Here is a 14,463-nt window from a genome sequence, read left to right on the forward strand (position 1 = left end):
AGAGGCCCCCGCGTGCGAGCAGCTGCTCGTGCCGCCCGGTCTCGACGACGCGGCCGCCGTCGAGCACGACGATCAGGTCGGCCTGCCGGATCGTCGAGAGCCGGTGGGCGATGACGAGCGAGGTCCGGCCCTGCAGGGCCGCGTCGAGGGCGTGCTGCACGGCGAGCTCGGACTCGGAGTCGAGGTGGGCGGTGGCCTCGTCGAGCACGACGATGTCGGGGGCCTTGAGCAGCAGCCGGGCGATGGCGAGGCGCTGCTTCTCCCCGCCGCTGAGCCGGTGGCCGCGGTCGCCGACGACGGTGTCGAGCCCCTCGGGCAGGTCGTCGACGAGGTGGGCGATCTGCGCTGCCTCGAGTGCGGCCCGGAGCTGCTGCGCGGTGGCGTCGGGTCGGGCGTAGAGCAGGTTCGCCCGGATCGTGTCGTGGAACAGGTGTGCCTCCTGGGTGACGACACCGATGCGGTCGCGTAGCGAGGCCATCGTGATGCCGCGCAGGTCGGCGTCGCCGACCCGGACGGTGCCCGCGGTCGGGTCGTAGAGGCGCGCCACGAGCGAGGTCAGGGTGGTCTTGCCGGCACCCGAGGGGCCGACGAGCGCGACGAGCTGGCCCGGCTCGACGGCCAGGGACAGCTCGTGCAGCACGGTGCCGCCGGCCCGCCGGTCGCCGGTCGAGATCGACTCGAGCGAGGCGAGGGAGACCTCGTCGGCGGACGGGTAGCGGAACGTCACGTCGTCGAGCTCGATGCCAAGCGGTCCGGCGGGCAGGGGCCGGGCGCCGGGACGCTCGGCGACGAGCGGCTGCAGGTCGAGCACCTCGAAGACCCGCTCGAAGGAGATGAGCGCGGTCATGATGTCGACCCGGACGTTGGACAGGGAGGTCAGCGGCCCGTAGAGCCGGGCCAGCAGCGCCGCGAGGGCGAGCAGCGTACCGACGGTGAGCGATCCGGCGACGGCCATGAGCCCGCCGAAGCCGTAGACCATGGCGGTCGCTGCGGCGGCGATGAACGTCATACCGGCCATGAAGAAGGAACGGTTGAGCGAGATCTCGATGCCGATGTCGCGCACCTTCCCGGCCCGCTCGGCATACTCCTGCTGCTCGCGCACCGGGTCGCCGAAGAGCCGCACGAGCAGGGCGCCGGCGACGTTGAAGCGCTCGGTCATCCGGCTGCCCATGTCGGCGTTGAGCCCCATCTGCCGGTGCGACAGCGTCGCGAGGCGGCGCCCCATGTACCGGGCGGGCAGCAGGAAGAGCGGGACCAGGACGAGGGCGCCGAGGGTCAGCTGCCACGACAGGACGAGCATCGCGCCGACGACGAGCACCACCGAGACGATGTTGCTCACCACGTTGGACAGCACCGAGGTGAACGCCTGCTGGGCGCCGATGACGTCGTTGTTGAGCCGCGAGACGAGCGAGCCGGTCTGGGTGCGGGTGAAGAAGGCGATCGGCTGGCGCAGCACGTGCCCGAACACCTCGCACCGCAGGTCGTTGATGAGGCCCTCACCGATCCGCGACGAGAACCACCGGGAGACGACGGTCAGGACGGCGTCCAGGATGGCGATGCCGGCCACGACGAGGGCAAGCCGGATCACGACGGACGAGTCGCCCGGGATGACGCCGTTGTCGATGATGTCCCTCAGCAGCAGCGGGACGGCGACGACGAGCACCGCGTCGAGGACGACGACGAGCAGGAAGGCCAGGATGGGGCGGCGGTAGGGGCGTGCGTAGCCGAACACCCGGCGCCGGGTCCCCGGCGCGAGGGTGGCGTCCTTGACGGAGGCGTCGCGCGAGAGCGAACGCATCATCATCCAGGGTGAGCCTGACATGGGGGCACCTCCTGTCGTCCCTGTCGGTGACCCTCCCTTCAACCACGTGAGCACGGCGCCGATTCCCCCGGCGGTTCATGGCCATCGGTGCCTGCGCTGTGAAGGCCGAAACGTTGGCAGCGACACCTTGCACCTCGCGGGTCAAAGTTGGGAGGCGGGAGGATCTTCTGACCCGTGAGACTCCTACGATCAAGCATCACCCGCAATGAAGCCCGCCTCACCGAGAGCAGCATAACTGACAACCGGGCGACTTCTGATGCTTGATGGTAGGGCTTGACAGAACTGGTTTCATTATAGAAAAATGAAGCGGCGAGGCTGGCAGGCCTCGCCGCTTCGAGCCCTAGACGGGGGCCCAGACAGATCCAGTCTACGGGCTCGAAGCATCCAGTTGTCCATCCCCCCTCTTGAGTTGAGGAAGAAGTGACTTCAGCGATGCACACCGAGACTGATCACAATCCCAACCCGCGCGCAGGTGGCGACTTTGTCGTGGACCCCAGGCAGGGCCTGATCCATCAGCTTGGCGGTTGCACGACCACTGCGTGCGAGCTCGACCGACTGTTGACAACGGACGATGCCCGCTTCTTCCACTCGGTCACCGACGCCGAGCGGTACGGGTATGCCCGTCACTGCTGCATCGCCTAGTTCTGACCGACTGCCGCTCGAGCAGTGGCGCATGTCGAGCGGTTGTCGGTGGGCTGTGGTTGGCTGCAAACCATGACAAACGAGGGGGACAGCACCATGCTCACCTTCAACGGCCTCGTCGCACGAGCGACGAGCCAGGCGTCACCAGTGGAGCCTTACGACTACCAGCGACGGATCGCAGACGAGGGACTCCCGGATCTGATCCACGTGCCTACCGGGGCGGGCAAGACTCTCGCGGCCTGCCTTCCCTGGTTGTGGCGCGGCCGGTGTCACCCAGATCCCGGGGTCCGGGCCGCCACCCCACGGCGCCTCGTTCTGGTGCTCCCGACCCGGGCGCTGACGGACCAGACGGAGGCAGCGGTCCTTGAATGGGTCACTAACCTGGGTCTCGCAGGCGAGGTCCTCGTCCACGTCATGATGGGCGGTCGCACGGACCGAGAGGCGCTCAGGGAGTGGCGCGCCAACCTGCACCGGCACGCGATTGTCATCTGCACCCTTGACATGCTCGTCTCCCGGGCCCTGTTGCGGGGCTACGGCCTGTCCCGCGCGTCCTATCCGATCGACTTCGCACTCGTCACAAACGGAGCCCAGATCGTCGTGGACGAGATCCAGCTCGTCCCTCAGGGCACTGTCACCCTGCGTCAGCTCGCCGCATTCCAGCGCCGGTATGGCACAGCCGAGCCCACCGGTCTGACAGTGATGTCGGCAACGATCGACGAGCGCATCCTCGACACGGTCGACCACCCACATCCCGACGAGGCGGCCAGCATCATCGGCCTCAGCGACGCCGACCGCCATGGCTCATTGGCTCAGCGTCTTGTCGCCACTCGCACCATCAGGCAGCTCCCGCCCACTTCTCACCCGAAGGAGTACGCCAACGCGGTGCTAGACCGGCACCAGCCGGGGACGTTGACGCTCGTTGTCGTCAACACCGTCGACCGAGCTGTGTCCACGTACGTGGCGCTGCAGAAGGTGGCCGGCACCACACCGCTGTTGCTCATCCACTCCCAGTTCCGCGGTGTCGAACGAGCGCGCCACATGCGCACACTGGCTGACATCGCAGGCCCGAACGGCACTGGTGGCATCGTGGTCGCCACCCAAGCGATCGAGGCGGGGGTCGACATCGACGCGCGCACTCTGGTTACCGAGGCGGCGCCATGGTCCTCGATCGTCCAACGCGCCGGACGGTGCAACCGGGCAGGGCGGTTCGCGCCCGGTGAAGCCATCATGTGGTGGTCCCGACCGGATAAGCCGGTTCCTTATGAGCAACTCGTGGTGGAGGCGGCCGGTGGACGCCTTGCCGAGCTCGAGGATGCTGCGGTGACCTCGGAGGAGCTTCTCGCCGCCGGCGCTGATCTCCCCTCGCCGGACCTGCGGCTGCGGGTCCTGAGGCGCCGCGATCTCGACCAGCTCTTCGACACGACGCCCGACCTGTCAGGCTCCGACATCGACGTGCAGCGGTACATCCGGGCAGAGCGTGACCTCGATGTCCAGTTCGCGTGGGTGCCCGATGGCTGGCTGACCCCGGTCGGACACGACCAATGGCGTGCACAGCTGCCGGCCGAGGCGTGGCGGTGCAGCATTAGCCCGGCCCGGGCCAAGGCGTGGCTCGCGCAGAGCCATGTCACCGCGTGGGTGTTCGCGCCCACCGAGGATGCTTGGCAACGGTGCGACGACCCGCGTGTCCTGAAACCTCAGAACGTCGTCCTGGTCCTGGACGCATCGGGTGGCTACGACCCACAGCTCGGCTTCGCGCCGACGAGCAAGGCAGCGGTCGACGTCGACGCCCTGCGAGTCGTTGAGGGGCCAGCACTGCCGGAAAGCAGTAGTTCTGCGGAGGAACCAGGCGCGGTCAGTCCGGACGAGGGGTGGGTGTCGCTGGCGCAGCACCTTGATGAGACGCTCGCCCAGGCCCGGTCTCTGACCGACGTGCTCGACCCGCCCTGTATCAACGCCGAGCTGCGTCGGGTTGCAGCTGCCGCCGCATACCTGCATGACGTCGGGAAGGCCCACCGGGACTGGCAGCGGGCGCTGCTGGATGCAAACCCTCAGTCAGGTCCGTCCGGTCTCGGGCCTTGGGCGAAGTCGCCGGGCCGCCGGCCCTTGCGGGTCCGGCGTGATGACCCAGTCCGTGGTGTGGCCCATCGGGACGGCTTCCGCCACGAGATGATCTCGATCTTTGTCCTCTCCACTCCAGCGGCGGGAGACCTTCTCGACGCGCTCGACGTCCCGCGGCGCCTCCATCCGCTGGTGCGCTACCTCGTCGCTGCCCACCACGGCTACGTGCGGGTCACCGCTCGGGATCCGCGCTGGGATGGCCGCGACGGCCGAGGGATCTTCGGCTGCTTCGACCAGGAGGAGACACCCGATCTGCGTGTGGACGATCACGAACTGCCCAAGGCCCGTGTAGACCTCGGCATCTTCGAGACCGGGCGGTCCGACTCCTGGCCTGAGCAGGTGCTGGCCGCCCTCGACGAGCTCGGGCCGTTTCGACTTGCCTACCTCGAGACCTTGGTCCGTATGGCCGACTGGCGAGCCAGCGCGGGCCTGACTCTCGCAGGAGGTGCCCCGTGACCGTCGTCCACCGTTGCCCCGGCCTGTCAAGCACGAGCCTGCTGACCTACCTGGCCGCCCTGGGCCTGGCCAGAGTGGTGGGCGAGCAGGTCGACGCGAACGTCCGCTTCGGATGGAGCGGAGACACGTTCGTGGTTCGCACGGCGGTCGAGGACCTGGCCGCCCTCCTCGTCGACCACTACCGTCCCACTCCTGTTGTCAGCCCTTGGAACGGCGGTAGCGGGTTCGGCGTCAAGGACAAATCGCAACGCGTCGTCCTGGACCGGCTCCGCAGCAGTTCGGGAGACCGGCTGGCGTCCTACCGCGCGACGGTCGCGGAGGCCGACGCCGTGATGAGCCGCCCGGCCGTCGCGACGGGGATGTGGGACAAGGCACGGATCGTGCAGGAGCTGCGCAATCGGCTCCCCGACGAGGCATTGCCCTGGCTCGACGCCACTGTGGTCCTCACCGACGAGACCGCCGTGTTCCCGCCCATCATGGGCACCGGCGGCAACGACGGGCGCCTGGACTACAGCTCGAACTTCCATCAGAGACTTGTCGACGCGATACCCGATCTAGGCGCTACACGGTCGACGAGCCTTGCGTGGGCCTCGGACCTGCTCACCGGCCAGTCCACTGCCCGACTGCAGAGCGCCGCGATCGGGCAGTTCGACCCGCTCGGCGCAGGAGGGCCGGGATCTTCCGTCTTCGGATCCGCAGACGCGCGGGTCAACCCATGGGCCTTTATCCTCATGGTTGAGGGTGTCCTGTGGTTCGCATCGTCGCCCGCGCGCCGGCTCGGAGAGGTCCAGGCCCGCGCGGCGATCCCGTTCACGGTCACGTCCAGCCCAGACGGGCCCGTGCCCGGCGCGGCACGAGAGCAGGCCCGGGGCGAGCTGTGGGCTCCCGTTTTCGAGGTCGTGGGCCTACGTCACTTGCGCCACATCATGGCCGAGGCCCGCGCTTCGTGGCAGGGTGGCTCAGCGACCCGGGCCAGCGACATGTACGGCGCGGCCCGAACGTTCGGGGTGGACCGGGGAATCAGCCGTTTCCAGAGATTCGGATACCTGCAGCGCAACGGCCTGTCCTACGTGGCCGTCCTGCTCGACACCGTAGAGGTCGCGAACACCCCGACCGTCTCGGTGGCGCGACAGCCCATGGTCCGCGCCAAGGCGTTCGCCGAGGCGGCCGGGGCGGCAACTGAAAGCAGGGTCCGCGCCTTCGACTCGGCGGCGTTGCGGTTCCTCCGCGACCCGCGCCCGGAGCGACTGACCGACATGCTCGCGGCCCAGACACGCCTCGAGATGACGGCGACGCGCTCGGAAGGCAACCGCCGTGCCCTGTCGATCCGCGAGGCGGGCGCACCAGCCAGTGAGGTACTGGAGCTCGCCGCACCCATCCTCGACTCCTGCGCCGAGGCCAGGGTGGCGTCGGGGGTGGCGTCGGCTCAAACCTGGGGAGGGGACGGGTCGACACTTTCGATGCGCGATCTGCTGCTGGGGATCGCTCCCCGACGAGGATCAGGCCCTCCCCCGGTCGCGCGTGGGTTCACCAGCCGTCGACTCGTCGATACCCTGGCTGATGTCGCCGTGTGGCGCGGTCAACACCCTGTCGACGACCCGCTGACAGATCGCGGCCTCCGGCTGTTTCGTCGGCACGCCTACCGCACGCACTGGACCGACACTCATGCCTGGGCACGTGGCCTGTTGCGGGACGACCTCGTCGAGCGATATCTGCTGGCATTCCTCGCCGTGGACTGGGCCGGCAGTCAGACACTGCCTGACGGTGCAAGGCCCGAGCCCGTCACGGTTGTGCCCGATCTCGCCGTGCTGCAGGCGATTGCGTCGGGGCAGGTCCTCGCGCCCGGCACGCCTGTGGAGGCACCTGACGGGCGCATCGGGCTGGCGCCCGACTGGCTGCTGCGCCTGCGCGCGGGACAGGTCGATCCGGTATGTCGCGCAGCCACCGACGTGCTCGCACGCAGCCGAGTGCGCGTACGCACCTCGCAGGGTTGGCAGGCCAGGACCTGCAGTCACATCCGACCCTGCCTCACAGGGAGGTTGCCCGGCGTGCGGCTGCTCGCCGCACTCTGCGCGCCCACCTCCACCGGAGCCCTGCATGCCATCCATGCGCTAGACAAAGGCGGCGGGCGCTCCGCCACAAGCCGAGCCACACCCACCGAAGGAGCATTCGCATGACCTCTCGAACGATCTACCGCGTCCCGCTCGAGCCAGTGCTGGGCAGTCGATTCCAGCCGACCGGATTCCCCGACCTGGGCGCAGCGACCTTCCAGAAGCCGTCCGGCGACGCTGGCTGGACGCAGGCGCTGCACGTCGAGTCGCCCCAGTCGATGGCGAACCGGCTCGAGCTGACGACCTGGGATGCCGCAGCCGCAGATCAGGGGGAAGGACTGGCCGGATTGCCGTACGTTCGTGTCGTTGCCGAGGATGGGACCTTCTTGACCAGTTCCCGGCTTGAGGCGCACCGTCTGGCCTCGGCGTACATCATGGATGGCTTGATCAACGGCACACCGGGTCGCGACCTCTTGCCGGATTGGCTTGGCCTAGCCAGCGGCCGGGCCATGGACCATCGTGGCCTCGCTCGGGCGGTCTTCCGACTGGATCCCCTGTCTTTGGTACACGGCGTCTTCTTTGCACAGAAAGCGTGGCCTTGGCAACCGAAGATCGCTCGGGTGGTGACCTGCTTCATCGACGCAGAGGACGTCCAGGAGGCCGTGTCCGGCGGGGTCAAGACCGACTCGGTCAACCCAAAGGTCGACGACAACCGTGGCACCGCCGAAGGCTACGGCATGGTGCCTCACCAGCGGGTCGAGTTCACGGCCCGCACGATCACGGCATACGTCTCAGTCGACCACGAGCAGATCCGCTCATACGGCCTCGGAGGAGTAGGAAGCAAGCTGCTCGATGCGCTCATCGACTTCGAGTTGGCGCGGCTCTTCCGGAGCGGCCCGTTGCGGCTGCGCACGGCCTGCGATCTGGAGGTGCGCCAAGGTGGTGAGTCCGCCCTCGACGGCATCCCCGAGCCCGACATCGCGGCCGACCAGCTCACCGCGGCGATCGCAGCGAGCAGCGAGCTGCTCGGACCCGTGACCGAGGTCGTGTGGTCCCAGACTGGGGCCCGCAAGCGGGCGAAGGCCTGACCCATGGCCGTCTGCGTCGAACTCCGGTTCCCACTCGGGGAGTATCACGCCACCGCGTGGGACAGGGCAGTCAACAGCGGCGAGGCGGAGTGGCCGCCCTCCGCGTGGCGAATCCTGCGAGCCCTGCTGTCGACCTGGCACCTGCGCTGTCCCGCGCTCGATGCCGACGGTGTCGAACAGGCCTTGGCGTTGCTCGCTCGGCAGCCCCCGAGCTATCGGTTACCCGCAACATCGGTGTCACACACCCGGCACTACCTGCCCGGCCCGGAGTTCACAGCCGTCAAGCGCGACACGGCGTACACGTTGGCCCCTCGGGTGCAGATCGACCCGAACGACGTGGTGCTCGTGTTGTGGCCTGAGCTGGAGCTTGACCCGGACAGCCGCCATGTACTCGGCAGTCTGCTGAAAGCTTTGCCCTACCTCGGCCGAGCAGAGTCGGTCTGCGCGGCACGCTTGCTGGAGACTCACGAACATCCGGACCTCGACGAATCGTGGACAGTTCCGGCGGACGAAGCCGACGGGCTGCGGGTGTTGGTACCTCAAGCCGGAGTCACGCGCCGCCAACTTGAGGTCACGCCAGATGCCATGCGCAAGGCTCGCCGCCTCTTGCCAGAGGGGGCACGGTGGCAGCCCTACCGGCGTGGGAGGCCGGACGACCGACACCCCGCCAGCCCTCACGTCGCCCAGCCGACCTGTCTTCGCTGGGCGGTGGGCGGCCCCGTTGCGATCAGAAGCATCAACGGCATCCTCGCGGCAGGGGGGTTGCGTTCATCCGTCCTGTGGCTGATGCACCATCACGGGACGGACACCGCGCACCGCGCCTGGTCGATCGCCGGCCCGCACAACGATCGCGACGCGACCCACCGGCACGAGCACGCACACTGGCTCTGGTTGGGCTGCCCCCACACTCGGCGCAGCACGTCGGTCGTCGAGGTGGCTCTGTGGGTGCCCCACGGGATCGACCAGGAACTGCTGCCCTCGGTGCTCGGAGTGCGCAGCCTCGCCAAGCTCGTGGAGCCACCCAAAGGCTACATTCCTGCCCCGATTCACCTGCAGGCGATGGGGCAGGCCAACCAGGTGCTGCCCCAACTGGCGACGTCGGCGAAGCGCTGGGTGTCACAGACACCGCTGCTCACCGACCGGCACCGCAAACAAAACCACGACCCTGCTGCCTTCGTGCGACGCGAGATCGTACGCGAACTGTCCTTCCGAGACTGGCCCGGCGGGCCCGTGCAACTCGAGTCATGCGAGATCCAGGGCAATCCCACAGATCTCGACGTCAAGAGCTTCCGGCGGTATCGGCCGAACGAGGTGATGTCCAAGCGCCGGCCCGGATGGAGGGTGGCGATCGAGCTCGACCGCCCTGTGCGTGGCCCCGTCGCACTTGGCGCGCTCAGTCATTTCGGTTTTGGGCTCTTCCGACCTGCGTGAGGCGAAACCATGAGCGAACTGAGCGATGAGTACGCCGAGGTCCCGCATCTCATCCCTGCACGGATGTTGAACGAGTTTGTCTACTGTCCGCGGTTGTTCTACCTCGAGTGGGTCGATAAACGATGGGCTGACAGTGACGACACCATCCAAGGGCACTTGGCGCACGATGCCAATGAACACCGTGGTGGACGGATGCCACAGCCAACCGACCAGTCGCCCGTGCAGTCCACCTCGCAGGTGCAGATCGCGGACCAAGAGCTTGGGGTCATTGCCGTGGTCGACAGGGTCGATCATCGCGACGGCACGTCTTCCCCGGTCGACTTCAAGAAGGGTCGGCCACCTCGCGACGGGGTCTGGCCCGCCGACCGGATCCAGGTCCTGACTCAGGCGGTCCTGCTGCGCAGGGCTGGATATGACGTGCGCGAGGCCTACGTCTCGTATCTGGCGACGCATGACAAGGTGGCCGTGCCTGTGGGAGAAGGCGCCGAGACCGAGGTGCGCGAGCTCGTCGAGCAGGCTCGCCGCACAGCCCAGGCGATCGCCGCACCTCTTCCTCTCGTGAACGACAGGAAGTGCCCTCGGTGCTCTCTGGTCGGTCTGTGCCTGCCAGACGAGACGAATGCCCTGCTGGAGCGCACTGATCAGGCCCCGCGGAGCATCGTGCCGCGGGACCCGGACGCAACACCGTTGTACGTAACGACCCAAGGGGCGATGGTCAAGGTCGGTGGCCAGCGCATCAGGGTGGAAGCGAAGGGCGAGGTGCTGGCCGACCGCAGGCTCATCGACGTCTCTCACGTGTGCGTCGTCGGCAACGTCCAGGTCACGACACAGGCGCTCGCCGCATTGTGGCGCCGCGGCGCCATCGTCGTTTGGCTCAGCTACGGTGGTTGGTTCAACGGGTGGTCTCAAGGGCCGCCCTCCAAGCACGTCGAGCTACGTCGACGCCAGGTCATGGCTCACAGCCACGGACTGCGCTTCGCCGTGCACATGATCCAGGCGAAGATCCACAACCAACGTGTCCTGCTGCGTCGAAATGCCAAGAATGGCTTGCCGGCCCGGACGGTCGCGTCGTTGAAGGGGCTGGAAGCGGCTGCTCTCGACGCTGTGTCACTGCCGGAGCTGCTGGGCATCGAGGGCACCGCTGCGCGCATCTACTTCGAGCACTTCGACAGGATGCTGTCGCCGAACATGCCCTTCGCCGTTGAGTTCTTGGCCAACGGCCGGACTCGACGTCCACCGCAGGACCCGGTCAATGCTGTACTCGGCTTCTGCTATGCGCTTCTGACCAAAGACTTGGTCGCGACCCTCGTCGGCGCGGGGCTTGACCCCTACCTCGGACTGCTGCATCGCTTGCGCTACGGCAGACCCGCTCTGGCGCTCGACTTGGCGGAAGAGTTTCGACCGCTCATCGCCGATTCGGTCACCGTGCAGTGCTTCAACAATGGGGAGGTCCGCGAAGGCCACTTCATCAGACACCCCCTCGGGGTACGTCTCACGGCGGAAGGGCGACGTGCCGTCATCGCGGCATACGAGCGGCGGATGGCTACGTTGCTGACGCATCCCATATTCGGCTATCGGATCTCGTACCGCCGGGTCCTGGATGTGCAGGCACGAGTCCTCGCGGCGGCGGTGCTCGGTGAGCTGCCGGACTACTCAGCGGTGATGACGAGGTAGGTGACCATGAGCAGACGCCGCTACCTGATTGCGTACGACATCGCCCATCCACGGCGCCTGCGCCTGACCTGCAAGGTGATGGAGGGGTATGGTGATCGGCTGCAGTACTCCGTCTTCTTGTGCGACTTGAGCGGAGCCGAACTCGCCCAATGGGAGCGCGACATCCGACCCGTCCTCAATCTGGGGGAGGACTCGATCGTCGTCATCGACCTTGGCCGACCGGAGACCGTACGAATGCAGTGCCTCGGCGTGATGCGACAGATCCCGCACTCTGGACCCACCGTGGTCTAGCGAGAGGTGAGCCCAAGCAGCCCACCGGCGTCAGCTCTCGCGGTCCGCCTGACCAGGCAATACGCACCTTGACATCTCAACAGCGCAGTTCGATACCCGCAGACGGGGAACAGCGCTCGGCTTCGTCCGCATCTGCCCAGTTCAGACAGTACGCTGAGGGCGAGCCCTCATCCCCGTCGTCAGGGCGGGGCTTCATTGCGGCGTCGAGAGTGAGTGGTGTGACCCGCTGCCGCACCACCTCATCCCCGTCGTCAGGGCGGGGCTTCATTGCGGCGAGCGGGATGAGAGCGACGGCGCCCACCTGCCTGGGCTCATCCCCGTCGTCAGGGCGGGGCTTCATTGCGGCTCGAGTACGCTGACCGGCTCATCCCCGTCGTCAGGGCGGGGCTTCATTGCGGCCAGTCATATACAAGGCGGTCAAGTTCAGCGCATTCCGCCTCATCCCCGTCGTCAGGGCGGGGCTTCATTGCGGCCCGGAGACCGTGGTGGGGGTGACCGTCGCAGCCGATCTCATCCCCGTCGTCAGGGCGGGGCTTCATTGCGGCCGAAGATCCAGGAACGAGCCCGTCAACTCCGCGACGCTCATCCCCGTCGTCAGGGCGGGGCTTCATTGCGGCAGGATGCGCCACTGGGACCCCTCCTCGGCCAGGAGACTCATCCCCGTCGTCAGGGCGGGGCTTCATTGCGGCACAGCAGGCGATGGCCTGCTTACGGTCGATCTCGGTGCTCATCCCCGTCGTCAGGGCGGGGCTTCATTGCGGCAGGAGCCGCACTGAGGCCCTCACAGAGCTGCGCCGGCTCATCCCCGTCGTCAGGGCGGGGCTTCATTGCGGCCTGGAGCGCGAGGACGGTGATGAGCTGCTCGCTGCGACTCATCCCCGTCGTCAGGGCGGGGCTTCATTGCGGCGCCGACATCTGGCGGCACAGGGGCGTGCTACCGCTGCTCATCCCCGTCGTCAGGGCGGGGCTTCATTGCGGCAGCCCGGTGGGCACCACGACCGGTGATCCTGTCTTCCTCATCCCCGTCGTCAGGGCGGGGCTTCATTGCGGCAGCGGAGATGCCGGTCAGCCGGGCGATTTCGGTGACTCATCCCCGTCGTCAGGGCGGGGCTTCATTGCGGCAAGACCGCACACGCCGTAGCCATCTGCACCGTTGACCTCATCCCCGTCGTCAGGGCGGGGCTTCATTGCGGCGACACACTGGACATGGCATCCATCGGCACGAGCGACTCATCCCCGTCGTCAGGGCGGGGCTTCATTGCGGCGTTCTCAAGCAAGTTGTCCTCTAGTGTTCCTCGTGCTCATCCCCGTCGTCAGGGCGGGGCTTCATTGCGGCACCTCGGTGCCGTGATAGGTGAGCGCCGCCGGGACGCTCATCCCCGTCGTCAGGGCGGGGCTTCATTGCGGCGACGGTCGCGGCGATGCGCATCTGCGCGGCGTGCCCCTCATCCCCGTCGTCAGGGCGGGGCTTCATTGCGGCAGGTGACGGAGACGCTGACGGGTCCGACGATCCAGGCTCATCCCCGTCGTCAGGGCGGGGCTTCATTGCGGCACCTCGATCCCGTACGCGTCATCCCACGTGTCGCACACTCATCCCCGTCGTCAGGGCGGGGCTTCATTGCGGCGTCAGTGATGATGGCGTAGTCACCGATGGTGGTGGTGCTCATCCCCGTCGTCAGGGCGGGGCTTCATTGCGGCATCGCGGACGGAAGCCGATTCGTGAAGTCCTTCGGCCCTCATCCCCGTCGTCAGGGCGGGGCTTCATTGCGGCGTACACGGCGTTGGCGACGTATGAGAAAAGCGATGGGGACTCATCCCCGTCGTCAGGGCGGGGCTTCATTGCGGCTGCCGACCGACCTTGTGCTGCATCCCTATGCGCGGCAGCTCATCCCCGTCGTCAGGGCGGGGCTTCATTGCGGCGCGCGCTTGGACGCGCCAGGCCAGCCACGAACAAGGGCACCCACCCGGCTCATCCCCGTCGTCAGGGCGGGGCTTCATTGCGGCGCGCGCTTGGTGATCTGCCTGCGCGGGCGATCCTGTCTCATCCCCGTCGTCAGGGCGGGGCTTCATTGCGGCATGCGCCTGGTGTTCCCGGCCACGTCGTAGCCGGTGACTCATCCCCGTCGTCAGGGCGGGGCTTCATTGCGGCTGGGGTCGTGAGCCCGCGCTGATCATCGCGGCCGTGCTCATCCCCGTCGTCAGGGCGGGGCTTCATTGCGGCGTGGCGGGGACGAACCCGCCGGCGTGGCTCACAACTCATCCCCGTCGTCAGGGCGGGGCTTCATTGCGGCGACAGGATCGGGATGACGATGCCGCCTGTGTTCCGGCTCATCCCCGTCGTCAGGGCGGGGCTTCATTGCGGCGCCTACCCCGAGCCCGCCGAGGACGGTGACGGGCTCCTCATCCCCGTCGTCAGGGCGGGGCTTCATTGCGGCGAGCCGCTCGGCACCACGACAGGCGATCCTGTCTTCCTCATCCCCGTCGTCAGGGCGGGGCTTCATTGCGGCACTATCGCGTTGGAGACGCGGACGGCGGCGCTGCTGACCTCATCCCCGTCGTCAGGGCGGGGCTTCATTGCGGCAGGTACGCATCCGATGTCGCGCCGTCCTGCACCGTCTCATCCCCGTCGTCAGGGCGGGGCTTCATTGCGGCAAGACTGCGCACCCGTTCATCTTCGAGACGATCGGGACTCATCCCCGTCGTCAGGGCGGGGCTTCATTGCGGCGTATGCTCCAGCTTGGCGGCTTCCGCGCTCCACCTTCTCATCCCCGTCGTCAGGGCGGGGCTTCATTGCGGCTACAACCACGGCGACGACAAAGGCCAGCCCATCGCCGCCTCATCCCCGTCGTCAGGGCGGGGCTTCATTGCGGCTACAACCACGGCGACGACA

8 protein-coding genes and 1 CRISPR repeat array are annotated in these 14,463 nt (G+C 67.6%); of the genes, 7 read left to right on the forward strand and 1 reads right to left on the reverse strand.

All coding sequences use genetic code 11. The annotated features are described in order from the left end of the window. A partial coding sequence (locus L0H79_RS14920) for an ABC transporter ATP-binding protein (RefSeq protein WP_301485422.1) occupies positions 1-1,822 on the reverse strand: 1,822 nt, incomplete at its 3' end. Positions 1,823-2,308: 486 nt separating this feature from the next. Here L0H79_RS14920 and L0H79_RS14925 point away from each other — a divergent pair. From L0H79_RS14925 to cas2, 7 genes are all read left to right on the forward strand, one after another. Next, entirely contained in the window at positions 2,309-2,464 is a 156-nt protein-coding gene (locus L0H79_RS14925; protein ID WP_301485423.1) for a hypothetical protein, read from the forward strand. A gap of 72 nt (positions 2,465-2,536) precedes the next feature. After that, positions 2,537-5,038 carry a CRISPR-associated helicase Cas3' gene (gene cas3 / locus L0H79_RS14930; protein ID WP_301485424.1) on the forward strand — a complete coding sequence of 834 codons (2,502 nt, stop codon included), beginning with the start codon at positions 2,537-2,539 and terminating at the stop codon, positions 5,036-5,038. After that, a complete protein-coding gene (csx17, locus tag L0H79_RS14935; RefSeq protein WP_301485425.1) occupies positions 5,035-7,215 on the forward strand; it encodes a type I-U CRISPR-associated protein Csx17 in 2,181 nt (726 codons plus the stop codon). Before cas3 ends, csx17 begins: the two co-directional genes overlap by 4 nt. After that, positions 7,212-8,177 carry a type I-U CRISPR-associated RAMP protein Csb1/Cas7u gene (gene cas7u / locus L0H79_RS14940; RefSeq protein ID WP_301485426.1) on the forward strand — a complete coding sequence of 322 codons (966 nt, stop codon included), beginning with the start codon at positions 7,212-7,214 and terminating at the stop codon, positions 8,175-8,177. The genes csx17 and cas7u overlap by 4 nt, the downstream gene beginning before the upstream one ends. Before the next feature lie 3 nt (positions 8,178-8,180). Further along, positions 8,181-9,608, forward strand: a complete 1,428-nt coding sequence (gene csb2, locus L0H79_RS14945) for a type I-U CRISPR-associated protein Csb2 (protein ID WP_301485427.1) — start codon at positions 8,181-8,183, stop codon at positions 9,606-9,608. Positions 9,609-9,617: 9 nt separating this feature from the next. After that, positions 9,618-11,282, forward strand: coding sequence for a CRISPR-associated endonuclease Cas1 (gene cas1 / locus L0H79_RS14950; RefSeq protein ID WP_301485428.1), 1,665 nt, complete (start codon positions 9,618-9,620; stop codon positions 11,280-11,282). A gap of 6 nt (positions 11,283-11,288) precedes the next feature. Next, positions 11,289-11,573, forward strand: coding sequence for a CRISPR-associated endonuclease Cas2 (cas2, locus tag L0H79_RS14955; protein WP_301485429.1), 285 nt, complete (start codon positions 11,289-11,291; stop codon positions 11,571-11,573). A 363-nt stretch (positions 11,574-11,936) separates the two neighbouring features. Then, a CRISPR array of direct repeats spans positions 11,937-14,444; the repeat unit is 36 nt; unit sequence CTCATCCCCGTCGTCAGGGCGGGGCTTCATTGCGGC. Positions 14,445-14,463: the final 19 nt, after the last annotated feature.

The organism is Intrasporangium sp., from assembly GCF_030452765.1.
In the GTDB taxonomy this organism is placed as follows: Bacteria; Actinomycetota; Actinomycetes; order Actinomycetales; family Dermatophilaceae; genus Intrasporangium_A.

Bases quoted from the DNA above. Each gene is read 5' to 3' on its own strand.
- cas1 (WP_301485428.1), top strand. From the start codon at position 9,618: ATGAGCGAACTGAGCGATGAGTACGCCGAGGTCCCGCATCTCATCCCT.
- cas3 (WP_301485424.1), top strand. From the start codon at position 2,537: ATGACAAACGAGGGGGACAGCACCATGCTCACCTTCAACGGCCTCGTC.
- cas7u (WP_301485426.1), top strand. From the start codon at position 7,212: ATGACCTCTCGAACGATCTACCGCGTCCCGCTCGAGCCAGTGCTGGGC.
- csb2 (WP_301485427.1), top strand. From the start codon at position 8,181: ATGGCCGTCTGCGTCGAACTCCGGTTCCCACTCGGGGAGTATCACGCC.
- cas2 (WP_301485429.1), top strand. From the start codon at position 11,289: ATGAGCAGACGCCGCTACCTGATTGCGTACGACATCGCCCATCCACGG.